Annotated in this window: 19 protein-coding genes; 11 read left to right on the plus strand and 8 right to left on the minus strand. The window is 62.3% G+C overall.

The features are described from left to right. Positions 1-17: 17 nt before the first annotated feature. From HDC31_RS08145 to HDC31_RS08175, 7 genes are all read right to left on the minus strand, one after another. Positions 18-710: a M24 family metallopeptidase gene (locus HDC31_RS08145; RefSeq protein ID WP_179515985.1), complete on the minus strand. Its 693-nt coding sequence runs from the start codon at positions 708-710 to the stop codon at positions 18-20. A gap of 99 nt (positions 711-809) precedes the next feature. Continuing rightward, positions 810-1,880: an ADP-ribosylglycohydrolase family protein gene (locus HDC31_RS08150; protein ID WP_257021992.1), complete on the minus strand. Its 1,071-nt coding sequence runs from the start codon at positions 1,878-1,880 to the stop codon at positions 810-812. Continuing rightward, positions 1,873-2,871 (minus strand): carbohydrate kinase family protein, encoded by a 999-nt coding sequence (locus HDC31_RS08155; protein WP_179515987.1) that lies wholly within the window; start codon positions 2,869-2,871, stop codon positions 1,873-1,875. The genes HDC31_RS08150 and HDC31_RS08155 overlap by 8 nt, the downstream gene beginning before the upstream one ends. Then, positions 2,868-3,836 carry an ABC transporter permease gene (locus tag HDC31_RS08160; protein WP_179515988.1) on the minus strand — a complete coding sequence of 323 codons (969 nt, stop codon included), beginning with the start codon at positions 3,834-3,836 and terminating at the stop codon, positions 2,868-2,870. The genes HDC31_RS08155 and HDC31_RS08160 overlap by 4 nt, the downstream gene beginning before the upstream one ends. Continuing rightward, positions 3,833-4,798, minus strand: a complete 966-nt coding sequence (locus HDC31_RS08165; RefSeq protein ID WP_179515989.1) for an ABC transporter permease — start codon at positions 4,796-4,798, stop codon at positions 3,833-3,835. The genes HDC31_RS08160 and HDC31_RS08165 overlap by 4 nt, the downstream gene beginning before the upstream one ends. Then, positions 4,791-6,326, minus strand: coding sequence for a sugar ABC transporter ATP-binding protein (locus HDC31_RS08170; RefSeq protein ID WP_179515990.1), 1,536 nt, complete (start codon positions 6,324-6,326; stop codon positions 4,791-4,793). Before HDC31_RS08170 ends, HDC31_RS08165 begins: the two co-directional genes overlap by 8 nt. Further along, positions 6,310-7,353, minus strand: a complete 1,044-nt coding sequence (locus HDC31_RS08175) for an autoinducer 2 ABC transporter substrate-binding protein (protein WP_179515991.1) — start codon at positions 7,351-7,353, stop codon at positions 6,310-6,312. Before HDC31_RS08175 ends, HDC31_RS08170 begins: the two co-directional genes overlap by 17 nt. Positions 7,354-7,489: 136 nt before the next feature. Between HDC31_RS08175 and HDC31_RS08180 the strand changes: the two genes are divergently transcribed. The 7 genes from HDC31_RS08180 (at position 7,490) to HDC31_RS08210 (ending at position 14,502) form a co-directional block, all read left to right on the plus strand. Beyond that, positions 7,490-8,194 (plus strand): GntR family transcriptional regulator, encoded by a 705-nt coding sequence (locus tag HDC31_RS08180; RefSeq protein ID WP_179515992.1) that lies wholly within the window; start codon positions 7,490-7,492, stop codon positions 8,192-8,194. A 560-nt stretch (positions 8,195-8,754) separates the two neighbouring features. Then, on the plus strand, positions 8,755-8,994 hold the full coding sequence (locus tag HDC31_RS08185; RefSeq protein ID WP_179515993.1) for a hypothetical protein: 240 nt from the start codon (positions 8,755-8,757) through the stop codon (positions 8,992-8,994). Between the two features lie 8 nt (positions 8,995-9,002). Further along, positions 9,003-10,343: a hypothetical protein gene (locus HDC31_RS08190; protein ID WP_179515994.1), complete on the plus strand. Its 1,341-nt coding sequence runs from the start codon at positions 9,003-9,005 to the stop codon at positions 10,341-10,343. A gap of 261 nt (positions 10,344-10,604) precedes the next feature. Further along, complete coding sequence (locus tag HDC31_RS08195) at positions 10,605-11,090, plus strand: hypothetical protein (RefSeq protein ID WP_179515995.1); 486 nt, start codon at positions 10,605-10,607, stop codon at positions 11,088-11,090. 453 nt (positions 11,091-11,543) lie between these two features. Continuing rightward, entirely contained in the window at positions 11,544-11,861 is a 318-nt protein-coding gene (locus HDC31_RS08200) for a hypothetical protein (protein WP_179515996.1), read from the plus strand. Between the two features lie 177 nt (positions 11,862-12,038). Next, the gene (locus HDC31_RS08205) at positions 12,039-12,542 is read left to right on the plus strand and encodes a DUF3846 domain-containing protein (RefSeq protein ID WP_179515997.1); all 504 of its coding nucleotides are present in this window, start codon (positions 12,039-12,041) and stop codon (positions 12,540-12,542) included. Positions 12,543-12,684: 142 nt separating this feature from the next. Further along, positions 12,685-14,502, plus strand: a complete 1,818-nt coding sequence (locus tag HDC31_RS08210) for a hypothetical protein (protein ID WP_179515998.1) — start codon at positions 12,685-12,687, stop codon at positions 14,500-14,502. A gap of 637 nt (positions 14,503-15,139) precedes the next feature. On the opposite strand, the gene HDC31_RS08215 is transcribed toward HDC31_RS08210, so the two are convergent. Next, positions 15,140-15,595 (minus strand): GCN5 family acetyltransferase, encoded by a 456-nt coding sequence (locus tag HDC31_RS08215; protein ID WP_179515999.1) that lies wholly within the window; start codon positions 15,593-15,595, stop codon positions 15,140-15,142. A 401-nt stretch (positions 15,596-15,996) separates the two neighbouring features. Between HDC31_RS08215 and hsdR the strand changes: the two genes are divergently transcribed. From hsdR to HDC31_RS08235, 4 genes are all read left to right on the plus strand, one after another. Continuing rightward, a complete protein-coding gene (gene hsdR, locus HDC31_RS08220) occupies positions 15,997-18,549 on the plus strand; it encodes an EcoAI/FtnUII family type I restriction enzme subunit R (protein WP_179516000.1) in 2,553 nt (850 codons plus the stop codon). After that, on the plus strand, positions 18,546-20,561 hold the full coding sequence (locus tag HDC31_RS08225) for an N-6 DNA methylase (protein ID WP_179516001.1): 2,016 nt from the start codon (positions 18,546-18,548) through the stop codon (positions 20,559-20,561). The genes hsdR and HDC31_RS08225 overlap by 4 nt, the downstream gene beginning before the upstream one ends. Positions 20,562-20,625: 64 nt before the next feature. Next, entirely contained in the window at positions 20,626-22,185 is a 1,560-nt protein-coding gene (locus HDC31_RS08230; protein ID WP_179516002.1) for a serine/threonine-protein kinase, read from the plus strand. Positions 22,186-22,522: 337 nt separating this feature from the next. After that, the gene (locus HDC31_RS08235; RefSeq protein ID WP_179516003.1) at positions 22,523-24,265 is read left to right on the plus strand and encodes a hypothetical protein; all 1,743 of its coding nucleotides are present in this window, start codon (positions 22,523-22,525) and stop codon (positions 24,263-24,265) included. Positions 24,266-24,335: the final 70 nt, after the last annotated feature.

Raw genomic sequence — 24,335 nt, forward strand, 5'->3', positions numbered from 1 at the left:
CGGAACCACAGACCGATCTACAGCTCAGTGAGCTGGTCTTCTTCGAAGTAGTAGATGTTCTCGTGCTTGAAGCCGACGGTGGCTCCGGGACGACGAATGTGAGGTTCAAAAGTGAAGAACTGGACATCCGCCAACCGGCGAGAATTGCCCTGCTCGATGTACACACGATCGTCTCGGTCGCGCTCGATTGAGTGGCCGAGATTCCCCATGAAGTCGAGGTTCTCGAACCCGAGTTCATCGATGCAGCGATTCATCATCGTGTGCAGCTCCTCGAACCGCATTGAAGGCTCCGCCCGGGCTAGCAACTGCGTGTGCAGGAACTCCTGCGCCTGGATTCCTGCAGACCACTCGGCGTTGGTCGTTCGATGTGAATCGAGCAGTGCTCGGCCGTCCTGCACCAGGATTGTGCGAGCAAAATCTCCCCATACGCCGCCTCGTTGCGGGCTGAGGTCGACGGTGATGATGTCATTGAACTGGATGACGCGATCGGGAGTCTGATAGTCGCGACCTGAGACTGACTCGACGGTTGATTCCCCGCAGAAAACGAAGGCACCGATGTCCCAGTACCAGAACGAGTCGGCGCCGAGAGATCTCAACGACCGCTCACAATATTCACGGACGGACGCGAGCGTCTGTCCTGCACGAATATGCTGGCGCGCCAGATCCATGGTGGTGCGGGCGATCTGTTGAACATCGTGGTGAGTGACCATTCGTGCTCCTTCTCGATGCGGCGTTGTGTCTTCATGATCGAACGGTGGGGCCGCTGAACGACTGCTCAGCGGCCCCACCGTTTCTCGTGCAGCGGTCTGTTACCGAACGGTAGCGAACAGGCGCTTGGCGATGCTGGCAATGTCGATGGGGTTAGCCTCGAGCACCTGCTCGTACTTGTCACGCGGCACGGCAGTGAAACCCGAATAGGCGCCTGCTATCGATCCGGCCATGCACGCGACGGTGTCGGTATCATCGCCTGCATTGGCGGCTGCTTGAACGGAGAGCCATGGATCGCCGGCGGCGGCGACGAAGAAGCCGAGGGCTGCCGGGACTGCCTCAGCTGCAGGCAGGCCGGTGCCGATCTCGGCTGCGATGCGGGTGGCGAGCCGATCTTGGTCGCGCTCGACGATCGCGATCTGCGCTGCGCGTTTGGCTCGCTCGTAGACGCTTGGCGCCGGAACTTCTCGACCGAGCTCGCGGCCCAGTCTCTCTCCTTCCAGCGCTGACCAGAGGAAGGCGTCCACAACGCCGGTGACGGTAGCGTCATCGACGAGGGCAGCGGCGACGGCACCAGCTATGGCTGCGGCGCCAGCAACGCCGACCGATGTGAAGTGGCTGGGGCGTGCCGTAATCAGGGCAGCCTGCACTGCGCCGTTCACGTCTCCAGGGTGAGCGAGTCCGGCCGCGCCGGCGCGCATGGCGGCGCCGTTACTCGCGCCGGTGGTGGCTTCGTCGCCGGCGGCACCTACGGTCTCGGGGTCAGCGCCTTCTTTGAGGGCTGCGATGGCACGGCGTGTCGTGGGCCCAGCGAAGTGCGGGAAGTAGTCGGTGTTCGTTGACCACTCGAGGATCATGTCTGCGACATCGCGCGCGGTGATCTTGCTACCCGTGCGAATGAACACCTCGGTGAGCATGAGCAACTGGCTGCTGTCGTCCGTGATCTGCGCCGCATGGCGACCCTTGGAGTAGGGCGAGTCCGGTAGTGGCTCGTGGAACTCCGTCACCGGTCCGTTGAAAAGCGCGCGGATTTGCGAGATGCTTCGCGTTTCCGTCGGCGCGCCGAGTGCGTCGCCGATCACAGCTGTCGCGAGGGATCCGAGGATCTTGTCCTCGAGGCGGGTGAATCGGGTCGGGTCGGTCTGCGGTGTTGTAGCCGTTGGGCTATACATGGCTGTCTCCTTCAGGTGATGAATAGGTGGCGTGTGGCCAACCGGGTAAACCGCCAGAGCGGGATCCCAGATGTCGGATCGTTTGGGCCGCTTGCCGTGCGGCGGCCGTCAGAGACTCCTCGGCGCCGCGGCCAGCGAGGAGCGTGGCAACGATGGTGCCGGCGAAGGCGTCGCCTGCCCCCGTCGTGTCGACGACCTGTGGCACCTTGACGCTGGCCTGAGACCATTTTGCGATCTCGCCATCGGCACCGGTGGCCCCGAGCATTGACCCATTCGCGCCGCGGGTGAGAACTGCGACGCGGTGCGCGGTGCCCGAGAGGATGGATGTGAGCGCCGACTCGTCGTCGGTTGTTCGAGTGAGTGCCTGTGCAGCTCCGGTGTTGATGATCGCCATGTCCGCGAGCTCGACGAGTGTTCTGGCCCGATCCGGATCCTCGATGACAAAGCTGCCTTCGACGTCGACGCTGGTGCCCGTACCCGCCGCCCGTGCACGCTGGATAAGGTCGTCAGAGCCAGGAACATCGGCGAGAACGTGCAGCCAGCGAGTCGTAGATAGTACGTCCGCGCCGATACGAGAGGCGTCGGGGAGTGAAGCCGATGTGCGACCGCCCAGGAGGCTCTTTTCTCCATCGGCGGCTACTGCGACGGCGCACCACCAGGTGAGTTCGTCTGTCATCACCTCGACGTGATCTGTGGCGATCCCTGCATCGTCAAGGGCACGGATACATCCGACACCGAAAGGATCCCCGCCCACTCGCGAGAAGAGCGCGACGCGCAGTGAGGGCTCAGCTGAGCCAGCAGCCACAGCGAAGTTCGCGCCCATGCCGCCGGGGTGGATGCCAAGGCTCCTCCCGATGGACTTCGCATCCCGACCGGGTAATGCCTCGACATCGACCATGAGGTCGACACCGGTGTCGCCGACCACTAGCAGGTCGACGCTTCGCTCTCCGCGAGCCGGTGTAGATGGGATGAGGGTACCGAGTCCACTCATGTGCGTTGCCTCCGCACTCGCAGGGTGTCGATCAGAACGCTGGCAATGAGGACGGCGCCGAGAAGACCGATTTGCCACGTGTTGCTCACCCCCGCCAATTGCAGACCCGAGTTGAGGACGATCACGAGCACAAGGCCCAACAGCGTGCCAGACACCCGGCCTATGCCACCTGTGATGATGATGCCGCCGAGGACAGCGATGGTAATCGACTGCAGTTCCATGCCTGTCCCCGCCGCCGCCTTAGCGTTCAGCAACCAGGAGGCGTTGACGACAGCGGCGAGACCGGCGAGCGCACCGGAGGTGATGTAGAGGCCTGCGCGGGTGGCGCGCACGTTCACTCCCGTGAGGAGTGCGGCCTGTGCGTTGTTGCCTGTCTCGTAGATGCGCCGACCGGTCGGTGTTCGGGACAGGATGATCGCTGCGATCACATAGGCGGGGAGGAGCACCAATATCACCTGCGTCGGGAATCCGGCGATCTTGCTCTGCCCAAGAAATGCGAAGCCTGAGCGGTCGAAGCCGTTGATGTCGATGCCATTCGTGAGCACCAATGCGGCTGAGGCGAACAGATAGAGGGTGGCGATTGTGGCGATCAACGGAGGAATGCGGAGCAGTGTGATGAGCGCTGCGTTGACTGCGCCGAGGAGCGCACCGGCGGCGATTGCGCCGAGGGCGGCCACCCAGGGGTCCAGTCCCACGTTCACGGCGAGGAGCCCGAAGGTGACGCCGGAGAGGCTCATGGTGGAGCCGACGGAGAGATCGATGCCTCCGCCTCCACCGAGGATCACGATGCTCTGTCCGAGGGCGAGCAGGCCGAGCACGGCGCCGTACTGCGTCATGGAAAGTAGGTTGTCGGGGCGGAGGAAGTATGGCGACAGCAGGCTCATCACGATGGTCGCGATGATGATCAGCACCACGAGCGAGATGCGGCGGTCATTCCAGGGGACGGACCTCATGATGCGGTTCATGCGAGACCTCTCAGGAGGGGGCGATTGGCCTTTCGTGCAGCGAGGACGTCGATGGTCACGGCCAGGATGATCGTGGTGCCGACCATGAGTCCATTCCACAGCGGCGGGACACCCGCGAGAACGATCCCGTTCTGTAGCACGACGATGAAAACGAGGCCCCCGAGTGTGCGAAGAACCGAGCCTTCTCCGCCGAGGATGGAAGTACCGCCAACGACTACGGCTGCGATCGCAAGGAGGGTCACCTCATTGCCGCTGGATGCTTGCACGACGCCGACGCGGCCGACGTAGATCAGCCCGGCGAGGCCGACAAGTACGCCGATGGTGAGGTAGGCGAGGAATGTCAGTCGGTTGACTCGAATGCCGGCGAGGCGCGCGGCCTCGGGGTTCGAACCTGTCGCGTACAGCTCGCGACCGGCGGGGCGCTTGTACATGAACCAAGCGAGGACCGCGTAGACGATGATCACGGGGACGACGACCATTGGCACCCCGAGCACACGCTCTCCTGAGAAGATCGGAGCGACGGGGGCCGCGAAGAGGTCGTTGCTGTTCCAGAGCGCAAACAGAGCTGTCTGGAAGATCGCTGCCGTGCCAAGTGTCGCAATGATTGGCGGCACCTTGCCGAACGTCACGAGGATCCCGTTGATGGCTCCGAGTAGCGCTCCGACAACGACGGCCGCGACGACCACCACAAAGGCGGGAAGACCCGCGCCGCTCAGCTTTGCGACGGTCCAAGCGACGATCCCAACGGCGAAGCCGGTAGAGACATCGATACCCCCCAGAATCACAACGAGCGTGACGCCAGCGGCAACGAGGGCAAGACCAGCCGAGTTATAGGCGATATTCGCCAGGTTCTCCGGAGTAAAGAACCGCGGCGACAGCAGGGAAAAGACGATGAACTCGACGATGAGGAGAATCGGAAGCAACGCGAGCTGTACGCGTCGAAGTGAGCGGGGATCAGCCATCTGCGTTCACCCCCGCTCCCACTGCGGCGCGGAGCACACTGTCCTCGGTTGCCTGTTCGCGGGTGAACGATGCAATCATGCGACCCTCTCTCAGTACGTGGACATGGTCGGACAAAGCGATCAGTTCCGGCAGCTCGCTGCTGATCACCAGCACGGCGACCCCGGTCGCCGCGAGCTCACGGATGTCTCTATGAATCTCTGCCTTGGTAGCGACGTCGATGCCGCGGGTCGGTTCATCGAGGATCAGCAGCCTTGGCTCCGTGGCGACCGCGCGCGCAAGAAGTGTCTTCTGCTGATTCCCACCCGACAGGGTGAGAATGCCAGCGCGACTGGTCGCTGTCTTGATGGAGAACTTAGAGATCCAGGACGCCACGAAGCGCTGCTCCTTGGCGACACGGATGACCCCGGTGGTGGTGACCTTCTCGTGCGTGGACGCGGTGAGGTTCTCGGTGACGTTCATATACGGGAAGACGCCTTGCGTTTTGCGATCTTCGGGCACGTAGGCGACACCGTGATTGAGCGCGTCCCGGGTGCTTCGTGGTGCGAACGGGCGCCCGGCCAGGGTCATCGTGCCGGAACTGATCCCGGTCGCTCCGAAGATCGTGAGCGCTACCTCGCTACGGCCAGCACCAACGAGCCCATAGAGCCCCGTGATGCGCCCCGGGAACACCTCGAAGGAGATGTCGGCGAACTGGCCTTCTACTGTGAGCTCATTGACCGTCAGTGCAGGTGCGGTGCCCTCAGGGAGTGGCGGGCGATCCTCAGCCGCGAGCGGCACAAGGGCTGCCCCGGAACGCCCTCCCATCAGCTTCAATAGGGGCTCCTGAGCGGGGTCGTCGGTCTCGCCAACGAACTTCCCATCACGGAGAACGATGAACCGGTCGCCCAAGCGCTCGAGTTCGTCAAAGCGATGGGTTATCGATACAACCGAAGTGCCCGCGGCAATAAGAGTGTCGACGATCTCAAAAAGGCGCTCGGACTCCGCCCGCGTGAGGATCGAAGTCGGCTCATCGAGAATGAGGACTCGAGCATCGACGCGCACCGCACGGGCAATGAGCACCTGCTGCTGCTCCCCTAGGGACAACTCGCCCATCTTCCTATCGAGGAGCTGCTCGGGCAGGTTGAGTCGGCGGAGGAGCGTCGTGGCTTCACCTCGCATCGCTCTAGCGTCCACTGACCCGATCTGGGTGCGTGGCAGATTCCCCATGAACAAGTTCTCAATCACAGAGAGATGCGCGAAGAACGCCGGCTCCTGGTACACGGTCGACACGCCAAAGGCGAGAGCCGCGTGCGGATCGACAGGAGCGTACGGTTCGCCGTCGAGGCTCATGGACCCCTCGTCGGGGCTGTAGACCCCCGCGAGGAGCTTCATGAGCGTGGATTTCCCCGCTCCGTTTTCTCCCATGATCGCCAGGCGTTCCGCTCGCCTGACTTCGAGGGAGACATCCTCCAACGCGACGACTGCACCAAACCGCTTCGAAACCCCACTGACCGTGAGGAGCGCGGACGGGTCAGAAGTCGAAGTCATCGACATTCTCCTTGGTGAACACAGTCGGCTCACCGAGCAGAAGCGTCTGGGTGGCCTCGTCGTACCGGACGGGGTCCTTGAGACCCGGCACGTCGTTCTCTGCTGCGAACTCATTGCCCTCGATCACCTGGGCAAGGGCCCAGACCGTGAGGTAGCCGAGGTCTTCGACGTTCCAAAGCACGCTGGACTCCATAACGCCTGAGGCAATGAACGGAGCGACGGTCTTCGGGCTGCCGAAACCGGTCACCGCAACATCGCCAGCTTTGCCCGCGTTCTGTACCGCCTGTGCAACGCCGGGGACAGCTGTCGACGGTACCGCGATGATGCCGACGAGATCCGGGTAGGCGGTCAGTAGGTCCTGTGCTTCCCTTAGCGCCTCGGCGCTGTCGGCAGTGTGGCGGATGCCACCCACGAGCTCCATGTCGGGGTACTCGGCGAGTTGGTGGTCGATGGCTGCCTGCGACCAGGAGTTGAAGGTTGCGACATCGGCAGCGCCAGAGACGATCGCGTACTGGCCCCTTCCGTCGGACTGCTCAGCAATCTGGTCCATAGCGGTCTGACCGAGTTCCTCGTCGCTCGCCTGCGAAACAAAGACCGTTCGTTCGCTGTTCGGCGCGTCCGCGTCGGAGGTGATCACTGCGAGGCCGGCGGAGGAGGCGGCGGCGATTGAACCATCCATCGAAGTGGGGTCGAGTGGCGAGATCGCGATGCCGTCGAAGCCTTGAGCGACGAGACCGTCGACGATGCGCTTCTGCTCGGCAGAGTCGGCTTTCGCCGGTCCAGACTGCGTGTACGAGACCCCGAACTCTTCGGCAGCCTTGTCGGCGCCGGCCTTGAACCCGGAGAAGTATGGGATGCCTTCAACCTGCGAGACGAAGGCAATGCGGATGTCGCCATCACCGTTGCCGGAGGTTGCCTCCGGTGAACTTGAGGAGTCGGGCGCTGTGCACGCGGCAAGTAGACCAAGGCCGGCGAGGAGGGTGAGGCTCGTGACAGCGGTGCGGCGGAAGAAGCGGTGGCGTTGCATGACGATCTCTTCTCTATTCGTTGAACGAAGGGATGACTCGCGTGACTTGCATCGTGCGGACGAGACAGAACCTATCAAGTTGTGGGTACAACTTTCAATAGATGTTGGTACATGAATCCTGTGGCAAGGTGGCACCATGACTAAGTCGGCATATCAACAGATCGCCGATGATCTGCGACGGCAGATCGCTGACGGTCGGTGGAAGCCCGGCGAGCGCCTACCCGGTGAGCTGGAGCTGGGAAAGCTCTTCGGCGTCAGCCGCAATACGGTGCGTCAAGCGCTCCACGTTCTCACCCAGGTCAACCTGTTACGGCGCCAGCGTGGATCGGGCACCTACGTCAGTGAGCAGGGTATGACTCATACGCTCGGAGACCTCCGCAGTTTTACCGACCTAATGCGCGATCTCGGACTGAAGCCCGGCATCCGTGACATTGCGATCCATCCCGATCCCTCGCCGCCTCTCAACGCCACCGACTTTCTGCCCGGCGCGCACCTCTGGCGCGTCTCGCGACTTCGACTCAACGACGACAGACCGTTCTGCCTCATGGTCTCCTGGGTGCCGGACGAGATCGGCGCCCAACTTGAGGCTGCGGAACTCGCTCGCACGCAGTCGCTCTATGCGCTCTTTGCTGAGCGAGGCGTCTACGTGAAGGAGGCCAGCGAGAAGATCCGGGCTGAGGCGGCGACTCCTGACCAGGCTGCCGCGCTCGGGGTAGCTGCAGGTTTTCCGCTGCTCACCATCAATCGCTGGACCAGTGACACGTCTGGGAGACCAGTCGAGTACGTCTCGAGTTCATCTCCGGGGGACCGATACGAGTACTTCGTGAAGCTGACCCAATAAGGGGCTGACTCCTTTGTGGTCCCCGAGGTGATCACAGCGCAACAGGTCCGTGCCGCCCTTAGCGTCGTAAGCTGGCACGTGGATCGCAGCGGGAGCGAGCAGCTGCTTCGACCTACGGAGCGCCGGTGGTGCCGTGAGCGTGGGTGTGTGGCCGCAGCCGCGAATCACACGAATGTGATTCGATGTCGGAGTTTCTGCTGGGCGAGTGTCGGTGCATTGCTTTAGCATCAGGCCATGAGTCGTCTGGCTGATGTAACCCCGAACCTGGAGGATGCTGTCTCTACCGCAGGGCTCGCTGGTACCGTGGTGTTTCTGCGGGACCCGATGGGTTCCCACAACGCCTGCGAGGTTGACCTAGCTTCGCCGACGTCAACAACTGTTGACAAAGACCGGAGGCATCGTGCATAATACGCGACGTAATGGACAGGTACCCACCGCAAGATTCGGATCCGGAACGCAAATCGCGTCCAATCTTGAAGTGCCTTCAGCGAATGCTTGGAGATCAGGCAATCCGATGTTGGCGCGAACTCGATCTTCCGCCTCCTCCGGAGGGGGCGAAAATGTCTAACACCCACGCGATGTCAGAGCTGGTCGAGCTCGACTACCACGGGGATCACCTTCTCATCGACGACGCCATCATTCGACGGTCCCGGCCTTCAGCGCCTCATCTGTCATTCTATAATGCGCGAACTAAGCAGTATGCGTACGCGAAGCTCTCCGATATTAAGATCGAGCACAAAGGGCGGCACATCAGCTACATCCGCTACCTGAAGCTTGTCGGTAGTCCTACGGTTTACTGACGTCTTCGATGAAGATCCGTTCTGGAAGCGCATCTTTCCTTAAGTCGCGAACGTACGGGAGATTTATTCAGCGACTCCTGGACGACCCCGACTACTGGATCCGTCGACGAATAGATGACGTCTCGTCACCTTCTAGTACGGAGTTGGTGCGGCGGATTAGCTTCGATATCCATCTCTCTCGCGTCATTCTCCTCGCGCAGAGATGCGGAATTCTTATCTCATCCCAAGTACTTTTGCCGCTCCTTGTCTTGCCGCGGGAGATCATCGCTGGAGTCGACATCTTCGGCCCAGACGGCCGATCCCTTCACCTCTTGAAGCGAAGCGAGAACTCCTTTCTTGCGGAGGCTGCTGCAAAGTCCACGATGTCCTGGTGGAGTGCACTGAGGGCGGGGTCCTATGCCGAGTACTATCAATCGACCGTTGTGGCTGGAGCCAAACCGCCGCCGGCGCCTGAAGGCGAGTCCGGCGTACGTATCGGAGACTCTGACTACATTTTCGCGGTCGCCCTTCCGCTAGACCGAGGCATGGTCTCAGCTGCACTTCGGGGGGAGGATCGCTTGTCCCTCGTAAAAGTGAGCCTACGTTCAACGTCAACTTCCAGCGATCCACTCGCGGCTCGCTGGAAGGGCCCGGGAATCGTGCCGAGGGCCAGCTTCGACTATCCACTAGATGCTCATCCCGCCGGGCCCTCTCACCAGGTGCGCGTCGACATCCCGGAGGGCCTTGAGGTTGTCTCTGCGGAGTTCCGCACTCGCGCCGGGGAACGTCGCTATGCAGATGCAGAGGCGCGTGGATCAATCAAGTTCACCGCGGGTCAAGTCGTGGCCAACGCGCGATATGAACGAAACGAACTCCTCCGCGAGGGCAAGGAGGATCTCGCGAGAACCCTGGGGCGAGTCGTAGTCGAGTGTCGGCTCTCAGGCGAGCTCGTCATGCCCGTGATTATCGCACTTTGTTTCGTGGTCGCGGTGCTCGTCATTCTCGACGTCCTTCGCAACCAAGTCGCAGGACTGGACAGCAGTGCTAAAGCGGCCGTTGTTGCTCTCCTGCTCTTCGCGCCAGCGCTGATCGGGTTGTATGCTGCGCGGCCAACGGCGCATTTCAAAGTCCGATTCGCCGTCAATCTGTACCGGTCTGTTCTTGCGCTTGCAGCGTTGGCGCTTGTAGCGGTGGCGTTCATGCTCGTCATGCTCCCGAATGAGTCACAAGCCGAAGAAGGCGAATTGGAATCGGCCATAAGTACCTTGGGTGTCGTACTTGAGTCGTCAATCTGGTCGATCTCTGCTCTAGCCGCCCTTATCTTGGGCGCGTGGCTTGCAACCTTCATCCGGTGGCGTCCGAGCTTGTGATTTGGCGTAGTCGAGAGTGTGGTCCATCACTGGGCGATGGGCCGACTCTCCAGCATCCTACGGGGGGTGCATCGTCCCGGTGGGTGGCTACTAATGTTCGGCGTTGAATCCACCAAGGCCGTGACGTCGCAGGTCGCACTTCACGCTTCCTTGGAGGCTTGTCGACGCATAGTGAAAAGTGCTGATTGCTTGAATGCTGATGCGGGCACCCATCGGCTACATTGATTTGATTGCACTAGTGTCGGCCAGGTAGGGACAACCATGACGGACAAGAACGTGGACACGCTCGGCGACTGGCTCAAACGACCCATCACATGGCTTGTCCTCGCAGTCGCGGGGATCGTCTTCGTCGTGCTGCAGGTCTTCGCGCCGGGAATCTTCAGCGGTTCCGACCGTGAGACGACTGCAGGAACGGAGATCGGCGTGGAGCGTGCTCCAGGCGTGGAAGTGGCGCAGGGGTCCGAAATCGTCGCTGTCTATCCGGCGGAGAATCGCGAGGACACCGCGGTCGAGATCTCGGCTGCCGAGATCACCTATCTGCGTGTCGAGGGTGGTCCGGAGTGCACGGGGGCGAGCCGCGCCGGTGTGCAGGCCAAACTCGAGAACCACCTCGTCGGCAAGCGGATCGACCGCGGGAGCGGATACGAGTTCGAAGTCATCTACACCGGACGCGACGAGCCGGTGCCTGATTGCGTCGGTGCGACGATTCAGGCCGAAGTCGAGATCCGCGTCGTTCCGTACAAGTAACCATGGACGCAATTTTTCTGACCTAGATGAGGGCCTCTAGAACGCCGTCGCGGGTTGCCGAGCGGCAGTTCCTTCTGCTCGACGGTTCATCCAATCGCCACTCGGACGGAAGGGTCGCGGCTTTGCGTGGCCTCCGTTTGCGGTGGCCGGCCGGTTCATGCTGAAGCCGCTGCCGCTCGTGTCGGACTCCGTCAACGAGCGCGCTTCCCGGATCGAGCGAGCCCGGCGCCGCCAGTTGAGGAGAAGCGTGCGCAAACTCAGGATCGCGCGCCGTTGAAGTGTTCGGGGACAGCGTCTCCAGCGGCCCAACGGTGGTCGGGCGTTGCGGAATGGACAACAGGTATTGATTTTCAAGACGACGACTTCATACTCAGAGATCCGCTCCTCGTCGGCATGCGGCTTGCAGGAGAACCATCCAGGTTCGCCGGCCGCTCCCGATGAGGAGGGCTCACTATGAGTGAGAACAACCCTGCCGAGGTGCCGATGTCGGCACTCGGCCCCACGCGACCGCTCAGCGTTCGCATCACCGACGGGTTGCGGGCGCAGCTGGACGTCATCGCCCAGCTCAACGACCGCTCCGTCACCGAAGAGATCCGTATCGCCCTCGAGGCCTGGGTCGAGACCAGCAAGGCCGACCCCAAGGTGCTCGCCAGGGCCGAGACGGTGCGCGCCGAGATCGACCGCGAGGCCAAGACCAAGCAGTCTGCGATCGAGGCCATCTTCGGCGACGCTGGAGCGAAGGCTCCGCGTGCCAAGTCAGGCTCCGCCTGACACACAAGGCTCCCTCTCACTGGGGGAGAGGGGCGGCTGTCCCGGGGATCTGAGCGTTTGGGGACGCTCTCCCCGGGCAGCTGCCCGGAATCACTTCCCTGCCCTCGTTGCTGCCCCGCGGCTTGCCAGAGAACCATTCAGGTTCTCGGCCGCGACAACAGTAAGGAGGTGGGAACGATGGTTCAAGGAATCGTCATCCCTGCGGATGCTGAATCGCCGCTCGAGCTGCGCAACTTCGCGCAGCTGGAGGACTACCAGGTTGCAGTCGGCGGATGGATCGAAGCCGTCGATCTGCTCGACTTCGGGGTCACCATCTATGTCAACGAGGAAGGACTGCTCCGGCACCTGCCGATCAACAGCCGAGCCTCGTTCCTATGGTGGTATCACGTCCCCGAAGCGCGACAGAAGGCGATGCTCGTCGGAGATGCCGTGCTGATCGGCTTGCCCGGCCGGGACGGCAACAACACCGACCTGCCGACAGCTGTGCGGGAGTTGCTACTCTCGCCGCGATGCTACGGCGTTGAGGTGCGTACCGTCGGCGATGCTGCGTGGTGCCGGAACGAGACGATCTATCCCGACTACTGGGAAGCGATCGTCTGGGCAATGGTGCTCCTCGAACGGATGCCGGAGGTCACGGATACGCGAGTCGTTCCTGTCGATGGCGACGCCGAGGCCGCCTGATTCACACCAACTCATCCACTATGGCGGCGACTGCCCAGCCTCGAGACCCATGCGCTCTCGGCTGGAGCGGTCGCCGTTTTTCACTTTGCAACGCGACTTGAGATCCGACGTTGGTGTCCGACGCTCCTGCCAGGATGGAGTCGTGGACGTAGAAGCCCTGGCCGTCGCGAAGATCCAGAATATGATCGCGCGCTGCACCCATCTCAAAGCCTTCATCGCGTCGAACGACAAGACGCCCTTCACGGACGGTCATATCGACCTGTACGGAGCGCTGGGACAGAGGAAGTCGGACTTCCACGGACGCGTTCCCGTGCAAGTCAAGGGACGCACTCGCTCCGGGAAGCTGCAGAATGAGTTGACGTTCGGCATCGATCGGACTGACCTCCTTGGCTTTCAGAGGGACTCAGGCGTCCTCTACTTCTACGTGCCTGTCGACCGGCAGGGCAAGCGCTGTACCCCCTACTTTGCGATCCTGTCGCCGTTCGCTATCGAGGACTATCTGCGGAGCGCCTCGGAGGAGCAGGCGAAGATTGCTGTCACGTTCAAGAAGCTTCGAAACGATCCGAACGAGATTGAACGAATCGTCGCGCTCGCTCTGAAGACGCGCGACCAGAATCCGTCACTCGGCTTTGAACCTGAGCTGTTCCAGAAGATGCAGAGCATCACGGTTCACACGCTCAGCGACCTCACCTTCGATGAACCTGTCGTCCTTCGCCCGCGCAACTTGGATTACGCAGTGGAGCTGGTCACCGAAGGCGGGATGCGGATCCCCCTGGGAGGCGAGCTTCATATCTTCCCCGGGCTGTATATGGAGCAGCCCTTCGACGCCATAATCTCTGCTGGCGGCGTGAGTTACACGCAGGTGACGCGCCAGCAGATTTCCCCGCACTCGATCGTCGTGAAGCTCGCCCCCGGTCTCAGCCTCACGATGACCGAAAGCGATAAGCAGAGACTATGGAACTTTGCCTTTTCGGAGGAAGGAAGCTTCGCAGATCGTCTCAAGGCCGCGCGCTTCATCGAAGGCTTCCTCGCGACCGGCGCGATTGAAGTCAACGAGGAGTCGACGCCGCTAGGAGTGATCAGCGATTCCAGCGAGACCGACCTCGCCGAGCTTCGACGTCAGCTCAACTTGATCCACCTGATGGACGAGCTCTTCGAACACTTGAACATCGACGGCTCCCTCGTCGACCTCGACGCGGTAGACGACATCCAGATTCGGAACGTCCACACCCTCCATCGCGCCCTGGTCCTTGGGGAACAGGTCTCCAACCCCGATGGGGAGGTGGCCAGAGGCATGTTCAGCATCGGTCGCGGAGCAGTGATGCTCGTCATCCTTCAAGGTGACGCCCCTGGCAAGTGGCGTTTCGTCGATCCATTCGACCCGCAAGCACCGCATCTCTTCCGCTGGTCCGCCGATGACGACGACCCAACGAGAGCATTCCCGGTCACGGTCTATGACGTCCTCGAGAAGAAAGACCTGCCGACCATTCTGAACCTGCGGCTCGAGTCGATCGTCAAGGCCTACGACGCGATCGTCGATGCTGAGCGCACTGCGAACCTTGCGAACCATCAGGTGTTGGCGCTCCTGAACGCAGCCGACGCCAGCGAGCGGCGCGCGAAAGAGTTCCTTGACGCCGCCGAAGCCCTCAACGACTGGGTGATCGAGCATGAGGGAGCAATTCCCATTCACCTGATCAATCGGTGGCAGATTCGCTGGCGCATCGCGCCCCTGTCAGCTCAGGATCTGGGAGCAATTCGTGAGCTACGGCGATCGGTCGTTCGTGATGGAGGTCCACGGGCCGCCGAGCTTGAGGTGGCATGCGGGCTGCTCCTCGGAGATCGCTCCGAGGCCGATTACCTAGTCGAGCGGCTGCCCGACGAGACGCTCGATGAAATGAAGAATTGGCCGATCTGGAAGTTGCGAGGATCAGACGAGGAAGCAGCGCTCGAGCAGACCTGACCCAGCGCTGGAAGCATTCCCGTGACGGTCATGCCGACGCTTGGGGACGAACCAGCGGCGTGTACGGCTGTCCGGAGCGGTCGAGGTGATCAGGTATAGGGTCAGCGAAGTTGCCGACGCCGTGCGCCTAGTCGAGAGATTCCTCGGCTATGTAGACGACGGTGTGGGGTGTTGGTTTTAGGAATCGAGGCCCGACGGCCCGAAACCGAAGGTCGCGGGCTCGCCACAGTGGCAGCGTCGGCATAAGCTCGTGCAGTTGTCCCTAGTTGATGTACGCCCGTGTCTGAGCGTTTCGAGATCCGCATCCTGAAAGATGTAGCGGCGATCGCTCGTCGGCTGTGCGCGGTACGCGCCGAAGTGGCCGTGCACCCACTCGAACGACACCGTACTTTCCAGCCAGCGCCGAAGCGCGAGCTCGTCGTAGATAACCTCCCCGTCGCTGAGGACACGAGCAGGCGGTGCAGTGATCCGTGACGAGTACGGCGCTTCTCGCCGAATGTAGTCCAGGCGGGCACTCGTCAGCCCCGGCGCGATGCTCCCCGCTTCGGCGCGTGTGATCCACACGATCCTGGCCTTTTCGTGTTCTCGTTCGTCTGCACACCCATCAAGCTACCGACGCGGGCGCGGGCCAAGTGCTTTAGCCGCGCGACCCGACACTGACGAAGAGTGGGCGGTACGCCAGATCGCCGTCAGTACGTGGGAAGTGCCTCCAACCTACTTTGTCCCAAAACGCGTCTGCGTTCTCGGAGAACGCGAACAGTGGCTGGCCTTGATATCGCTGTTCGAGCAGCCGGACCGCTGCAGTCCCGGCTCCGTCGCATCGCCGGTCCGCGCGAACCTCGAAGAACACAACTTCGACCAATTCATGGGGTGCCGACAACCCCGCGTACTCCGCGTGCAAGGGTGTCCGCGTGTGAACTTCGGCACGGGCCACCTCCTGTTCGCCTTCGACAAAACTGATCAGTTCCACGTTCGGCTTCGACCCAACCGTGCCAGCTCGATCGCGCCACCAGTGCGTCGTGAAGCCGTTCGTCGTGTGCTCGAACGGCTTCACGTAGTCACGCGTCTGCTCGAGCACTGTCAAGACGATCACTCGGGTCCTCCTACATTTCGCGCCGTGCGGGATGCTGGTTCCCGGCTGCGCCCCACCGATCGTATAGCGGTGAACGCGCAAGCTGACGTGACGTTTGACTACCTGACGCCAGCCAACTCCGTTTCGCCCGCGCGCTTCTGGATCAGCTCGAAGATGTCGATGTACGCCACCTGGACTCGGTGCCTTATCCGCCTACGCATCGCGGCGGACACGGTCAGTGGCGGCCACCGTCGGAGGCGCGCGTTACCGTGATCTAGGCGGCCGAGTAAGTTCCAGCAGTGGCGATTCGTGCGCGGGTGCCGACACGCATCAACGCCCGGCGTCTCTCGAAACCTAAGGAAGGGGCAACAGACCATACTGGTCTGTTGCCAAGTGTTGGTCCGATGTGGCAGACTTCATCTATGGCCCTGACGGAGCGAGATACCCGCACACAGCTCATCGATCCGATGCTGGCTGCGGCTGGTTGGGTTCCGTCGCAAATTGAGGAAGAGTACGTTTACCGCCCGGGAAAGCTGCGTCTTCTGGGGGAGCAGACGGTGCGCGACGACCCGCAATTCGTCGACTACGTGCTGCGCGCGGAAGCCCGCGGTCCGATCTTGGCCGCTCTCGAAGCGAAGGATGAATCGCACTCGCCGGGTGCCGGTTTACAGCAGGCGCTGGCGTACGCTTTCGACGTCTCGGCACCATTCGCACTGTCAACGAATGGACACGAGATCGTCGAGCAAGATCTGCGCAACGGGGTGGTCCGTCGGCTCAAGGATTTCCCCACGGCCGCAGAGCTCCTCGCGCGGTGGGAGTCGACCGAACCATGGCGCGGTGAGACCGTCACTACCCCGCGGGGAAACAGCGTCCCGAACCCCCTTCTCCAGCCGGCATTCTCGCTGCCTGGAGCTCCATCGATGCGGTACTACCAGGAACGCGCCGTTTCGGCATCCATTGGCGAGATGCTGCGTGGACGCCATCGGGCACTTCTGTCACTCGCGACGGGTACCGGCAAGACCTTCATTGCCTACAACGTCGTGCACAAGTTGCTCGCCAGCGGGTATGCCAAGCGGGTGCTCTTCATCGCGGATCGGGTCAGCCTGCGCGATCAGGCCTTCAATGAGTTCGGGGCGCTCGGGGACCGACGCGGGGTAGTCGCGAACGGGCAAGTCCCGCTCCAGCGGGACGTGCACTTCGGGATCTATCAGTCGCTCTATGCCACCTCTCCGAGCGGAGCGCACGTCTACGAGCAGTACCCAGCCGACTACTTCGACCTCGTGATCATCGACGAGTGTCACAGAAGCGGCTACGGAGACTGGGGTGCCATCCTCGACCACTTCTCGAGCGCCTTCCACCTCGGTATGACGGCGACGCCGAAGCAGGACGATTCCATCGACACCTACGCATTCTTCGCATCGGAGAATGCCGACGACCAGGGGCAGCCACGGCCCATCTACGAGTACTCGCTTGGTCGGGGAATCGATGACGGCTTCCTGGCTACTTACAAGGTCCTCCGCGTGTCGACGTCCGTTGACGACGGACTCGTCATAGGCGATGAAGTCGAGCGTGGCGCCGAGCTCATCGTCCCGGAGGGCACCACCCCACGGGACGTCTATGACATGCGTGACTTCGAACGCGAGATTGTCGTGCCTGACCGCACGCGCGCGCTGTGCGAGCACCTGGCTGCGACACTTCGGACGTACGGAGCGCTGGATAAGACGATGGTCTTCTGCGTCACGATGGAGCACGCTGAACTGGTCCGGAATGAAATGCAGCGACTGCTGGGTTCGGAAACCGGCAAGAATCTCTACGCCGCCCGCATCGTCAGCGAAGAGCGGGACGCCCAGCACATTCTCGAACAGTTCCAACTCGCTGGCTCGAGCGAGCCGGTGGTGGTTACAACCGTCGATCTCCTGTCCACAGGTGTCAATGCGCCCTCTGTGCGCAACATCGTCTTCATGAAGCCGATCGGGTCGGTGACGACGTTCAAGCAGATCATCGGCCGTGGCAGCCGTCTGGATCCCCTGACCGGCAAGACCTTCTTCCGGGTGATCGACTACACCAATGCGACTCGTCTGTTCGACGATTGGGATCTTCCGTCAACGCCTGTCGTGGACGGGCCGACGACCGGCACGGAAGCGATCGCCGGCTACGTGCAGGATGAGGAGCTGGCCGAGGCGATCCCTGGAGCAACCATCTCTGTCCGCCTTCGTGGCCGTCTGCTGGCGGAGGCACGCACGGATAATGCTGGAAGCTTCGCGATCGGCGACCTCCCGGCCGCAGCGCTCGATGTGTTCATCGCGGCAACGGGCTTCACCCGACGCCATCTTCGAGTCGACACGACGTCCAGCGACGCGACGTCGCTCGTCGTCGCCCTGCGTAAACCTGCAGTTGGTGAGCGCCGCGTGCGCATCTCCGGCGTGGAGGTACTCATCGCGGACGAGATCGAAGTGGACCTCGGTAACGGGCACATCCTTCCCGTCCCCGAGTACCTCGGCCGGGCGCGGACGGCGATCCGTGAGCGGGTGGATTCCCTGGGTGCCCTTCACGACTTATGGGTGTCGCGACCGCAGCGCGTGGCCTTCGAGGAGGAGCTCGCCATGCGGCAGATCACCCCGGAACTGCTGGGTCTCGTGCTCGGCCGCGCCGACGTGGATGCCTACGACCTCTTCGCGGCGGCTGCCTTCGACGCGTCGATGGCGAGCCGCGATGCCCGTGCGTCCTCCGCGGCACACGCGCTCGCCGGCGTCTCCCCGTCACTTCCTGACGGCTTGCTGTCGGCGGTGTTCGACAAGTTCCGCATCGGCGGCACCAACGAGGTGTCGACGAGCGAGCTGTTCAGTCTGTCTCCGTTCGCCACCGATTGGGGAGGCGTCCTCGGCGTTGCCAAGCTGCTCGGCGGCCCGGAGCAGGTCGCCGCCTTCCTTGATTCCATCCTGACCGCACTCTTCACCTCAGAAACTGACGCATGACGCTCTCCGAACTGCAAGCCAAGATCAAGTCTGCATCCGACAAGATGCGGGCCGACGACAACACCAAGAACGCACTGAAGTACCTCGAGCAGCTGACCTGGCTGATGTTCCTCAAGGTCTTCGACTCGCTCGAGGAGACGCGCGAGATGGTGGCCCGCATCGACGGCTCGGCCTATACGCCGCTCATTGCTGGCAAGTACCGCTGGGCGTCCTGGGCTCGGAGCCGAGACCTCACGGGTGACGAGCTGATCGTCTTCGTAACGGACGAGCTCCTGCCCTATCTTCGGGAGCTCAGCGGTAGCCCCCGCGCCGAGCGGCTCGCGGCGATCTTCGCCGAGGTGCGCACCGTCATGAAGTCGGGCTACTCGCTGAAGGAGGTCGTGGCGATCGTCGATTCCATTGACTTCCACGCGCTCGACAACCACCACGCCATGAGTGTCGTCTACGAGTCCTTGCTCGCACAGACTGCCGACGCAGGATGGTCAGGGGAGTTCTACACGCCGCGGCCCGTCGTCGAATCGATGGTTCGGATCATCGATCCGAAACTTGGCGAGCGCATCTACGACCCGTGCTCGGGGTCGGCGGGATTCCTCGTGGGATCGGCGCAGCACCTCGACGGCGCCGCGCGCACTGTTGAGGAGAAGGACGTCTTCAACTCGGCCTCATTCTTCGGTCAAGAGTCCGGCGAGATCGCGGCCCTGGTCGGCACGATGAACCTCATCCTTCACGGCGTGGAGGATCCGCAGATCATCAGGCGCAACACCCTCGAGCAAGATGCGCGTAATGTCAGCCCGAGCGAGCAGTTCGACGTCATCCTGACCAACCCACCGTTCGGCGGCACCGAGAACCCGCAGGTGCAGCAGAACTTCCCGAGTAAGTCCGCGGCAACGGAGCTGCTGTTCCTGCAGCATTGCATGGCGAAGCTCCGCGACCGAGGGCGTGCCGCCATCGTCCTGCCCGACGGCATCCTGTACCGCACCGAGACGGCGTTCTCGACCGTTCGACGTCGGCTTCTCAACGAGTTCACGGTGTCCGCCATCGTGCGACTCCCGACCGGCGTCTTCCCGACAGCAGCAGATACGCGCACCAACCTCATCTTCTTCTCCAAGGGGGGTCGCACGAGCACGGTGCGCTACTACCAGGTACCGACTCCTCCGGGAAAACGCTCCTACAGCAAGACCAACCCACTCACCAAGGACGTGCTCAGAGGCGTCGAGGCTTGGCTTGTCGACGGGGTGCCCAATGAGTACTCGTGGGAGGTCGACTACGACACCATCGTCGACAGTGGTTACGACCTCGACATCCCGTGGCCGAACGCGTCGCTGATCACCGATGGTGCGGTCGCAGGGGAACGAATCGAAGCGCTCCGCGCTCGACTCGGCACGCTCCTCGACCTGACCGACGCGCTGGCCACGGCACACGGCTCGCTTGACTCATATCCCCTCGTGGAGGCGCAGCCAATCGGCGAATGGGTCGTCGAGTCTGGTGCTCGTGCGGGCCGCACGGAGCCTGACCGGTTCGTTGGAGTCAGTAACGAGGGTGGCCTCGCCCCGTTCAAGGGCAAGCCTGCCAAAGACACGAGTCGCTACCGCCAGCTGCGTCCTGGAGACTTTGTCTACAACCCCATGCGTGTCAATGTCGGATCGATTGCGCTCTGTCGGCGCGAGGACGAGGCGGGATGGGTCAGCCCCGACTACGCCGTCTTCCGACTCGCAGAGGATGCTCCCTTCGATGAGGAGTTCTTGCTGATGTTCCTCAAGAGTGAGCAGGGCAAGGCGGAGATCGTCCGCGAGAGCCGCGGCGCGGTACGACGACGCCTCTATATGGACGGGGTGAAGAAGATTCGCGTCCCGATCCCGGGGGACGCCGAATCGTGGTCGGCGCTTATCGGGTCCTTCGCCTCCGTCAGGCGCCACCTGCGCGAGCTGCCGAGTACCTCCGCGGGAACACTGGCGGCATTCGAGGCTGCCGCCTTCGGGCCTCGTGACATCGTAGATGACACCCCTCAGTAATGGTGAACCAGGCGCAACCATATGTCTGATATGGTTAAGTGTCGGCAACCATTAAGGAGCTTTCATGCGACTCGGCGGATCGAGCGAAGTAGCGAAGGCGCTCGGCGTCTCTGCCTCTCGCGTGACGGTACTGCGCCAGCGCGCAGATTTCCCTGACCCCATCGGCGAAATCGCACAGGGGCCAATCTGGGATCTGGACGTCATAGCCGAGTGGGCGAGCTCGGGCCTGCGCAAGAGCGGTGCGGGGCGGCCCAAAGCTGAGGATGTCAGTCGTCTGCTCGGCGGTCGCTTCATCTTGGAGTATCCTGCGATCGGCCGTGGTGGCTTCGCTGATGTCTATCGAGCGACGGACAAGAAGACCGGCGTCACCGTCGCAGTCAAGGTGCTGCGCGACGTTGAGGGTGTCGAAGAAGAGGCGATCAAGCGGTTTCAGCGTGAGCTGCGGATCATGGAGAAGCTGTCGGATCCCAACGTGGTGCGCGTTCTCGCCCAGGGAGAGACTGTCGGAGGCGAGATCTGGTACGCCATGCCGCTAGCCCAGGGCAGCCTCGCGGATTACGTGCAGGCCATCGGCCAGAACCCACCCCTAATCGTGGACATCATGCGGCAGATCTGCTCTGGGCTCGAGTACATCCATGCGCAGGGCATTTTCCACCGCGACCTGAAGCCCGGGAACGTGCTGCGCCTCAAGGATGCCGACACCGAGGCCGACACCTGGGCGATCTCCGACTTCGGCCTCGCCGTTCAGGCTGAACGGGATACAGATCCGCTCACATCGACGTTTCGCCAAGGCCTAGGGTCTTGGGTCTACACCGCGCCCGAGCAATGGCAGGCTGCCCGCAGCGCAAACCACCTGTCCGACGTCTACAGCCTTGGCAAGGTCCTCCAGGAGCTCGCCACTGGCGAGTGGCCGGTGAACGCGGAGATACCTCCAGGCGTACTTCGGCCAGTCATCGAGAAGGCCATCGCGAACCTCCCGGCCGCTCGCTACCAATCGGTCTCCGAGTTCCTCGAAGCACTAGAGCGGACGATCGGGACTCAGGCCGTTCATCAGGATTGGGAATCACGCGAGGAGCAGGCCGAGCGGCTCCGAGATCGTCTTCTCGGGCAGCCAAGCCCGGAGGACCTCGTGGAGGTCATGGACTGGGCGCTCGCTCTCGACGAAACGGATGAGAGTGACATGAGCGCTCTCATCCGAGTGATTCCGTGGATGAGCGCGTCATCGATCACCTATTTGTGGGGCCGCGACTCCGGTGCGTTTCTGCGTGTGGTCGACCGCTTCTGTGCCTACGTCTCGACGAACGGCTTCTCGTTCGAGTACTGCGACACCCTCGCCAACTTCATGCGTCGGCTCGCGGAGACTACCGGTGATCCGAAAGTACTTGGCAAGGTTGTGCTCGGGCTTGCTCGCCTCGGCGCCCACCACAACCGCTGGCACGTGCGCGATGTACTCGTCGGCCTACTGCAAGGCGTGAAGTCAAAGGAGGGGGCGACGGAAGTCGTCGAGGCGCTCTGTGCCATCCCGATTGAAGAGGCGCAGTGGTCGGTCACCGATTTCACACTGCGGACTCTGCCGGCATCGATTCGCGCCGGACTCGGACCTGTAATCACAGTGGCATCCTGATGACCACAGGGACTCTCTCTCCCCCCGCAGAACACGTAAGTAGGGAGCGCAGCTGATCGCTCTAACGCTCGGCACGATCCTGCTCAACGCCGTCATCGACCTGTCGGACGCGCTAGTGGTTCGTCATGCATGTGTAGCCCAACCTGAGGACAGCGGATCTCCGGGTATCCACGCGGACTCCACTGGCGCGGAAATCTTGGAGTACACGCGGAACCAGTCAGCGAACACCAGGCGCTTCCTCCTTTCGCTAGATGAGCGTGGGCGAACGAATTGTCCGCACTCTGCACTACTGTCCTGAATGTCGGCATGTGGCCGAGTAGGTACCTGGGGAGCGGCGATGCCAGAAGACGAATCCGTGACAGACAGCGATGCAGCGCTTTCTGTGCAAGTACACGGCGCAACTGACGGAAATGATCAAGATGGTTCCGGCGGTCTGTCTTCGGCCACATCGACGGCGTTGATAGAGGTCCTTCCTGGCACGGCCGTCTTGTTCGGTCAAGTACCGGAAGGACTCGAGCTCGTCGACTTGGGATTGATCTCGCCAGCTGATCGTGATCGTCTGTCTCAGGCGCTAGGCACTGTCGGCAACCTCGCAACCGTGGCTGGAAACGTAGGCAACGCAGTCGCGAGCGCTCAGGGGCTCTATCGCGTCACCGATGCGACGTTGGCCCTCCTCAACAACGGTGCGCAGCTCGCCGCGAAGGATGGCGCCAGCCTCGGAGCGATGTTCGCCAATGGGAAGCTCATAGGGCAGGCCCGCTTTGTTCCTTATGGAGTGACCGCCGCGCAGGCTGTTGCGGCGATCGGGCCAGCCATCGCGATGCTCGCGATCCAGATGCAACTCAGTGAGGTCTCCGGTCTCGTGCGGGCCAACATGGCACTGACGACGCAGACTCTCGAGTCGATTCGTCGCGAGCAGTGGGCAGAACTTTCCGGCTTGACGAAAGCGATTGACCGCGCCATCGACGAGGCGACCGAAGTTCGTAGCGTCACTCGACTGATCTGGGAAGATGTCGCGGGCAGCAGCAAGGAGCTCGACAAGCAGGTTGATCTCTACAAACAAAACATCAAAGCGCACGCTCGGAAGCTTGGATCCACGCGCGGCACAAGCCGACGCCAATATCTAGAGGCGAACGCCGAGGCGATCGCCTTCGATGCCAACGCACTTCTCCACTCGCTCAAGGCCCATATGGGCTACCAAGCGCTTCGCGCATCGCGAGCCCACCTCGAAGGCGCAAACAACGCGGGAGAGGCGCAGCTCGCGGAGGTGATCGCCAAGAACGCGCGCTCCGAGTTTGAGTCCTCACTTGCTGACGCTGGAGACTTGCTCGTGGCGTTGACGCGCGAGCTGCGGATCATCGCGGAACTTCCCGGACGAGCGACCATTCCGCTGACGAAGAAGCGGCGCGACGGAAAGGCCGCCAAGCTCACTTGCGCTCAGTTGCTGGCAGCGATCGAGCCTCTGGCCGACTCAATTCATCCGCCAGCCGCCGAGATCGTTGCGCCCGATACCGTGTGCGCACCTGACGGATTGAATATCGACACATATCTCCGTGTGTTGCGGTGGTTCATGCAGGACGGCGAGACGCTTTACGGACTCGCGTTTCCATATCAGCTCGGCGCGCACGAGTTCGTTGACGCTGTCCCGGGTTTGCTTCAGCGTCGCGTTGATGCGGCCTGGTCGGGCCTTGAGGATGGGCGGCGGGGCACGATCGTAGACAAGGTTGCGTCTTGCACGCTCGTTGCGGTTACGGATCGTCGCGTCATCACTGCGGGCGCGCGTACGTTCCGCATGCAGGGTGAGGTCGAGGAGACTTTCCCGCTCGACGACGTCCGCTACGTCCGGACGAGTAGCGATAGCCAGCGATCGCATCGTGCATCGATTGACATCACGACGCCCAGAACCGACGTGCGCTGGATATTCCCGGCATCTGCAAACGCCGAAGCGGCCAGCCGGATCGCATCGATGCTCGCAGAGCACATGAGCATTCCTGATGGCGAACGATCGCTGCATGAGGCGAGCCGGCGAGCAGCGATCGAGAGCGAAACCGAGCAGCATGGTGCCGTCGAGGTCCCTTGAGCTCTACGGCATGAACCCCGACGCAGCACTCCGAGGAGCTCACGTCCGTTGGTGGTCGAATCATGATTGG

The sequence above is a fragment of the Microbacterium sp. JAI119 genome (assembly GCF_013410135.1).
Lineage (GTDB): Bacteria > Actinomycetota > Actinomycetes > Actinomycetales > Microbacteriaceae > Microbacterium > Microbacterium oxydans.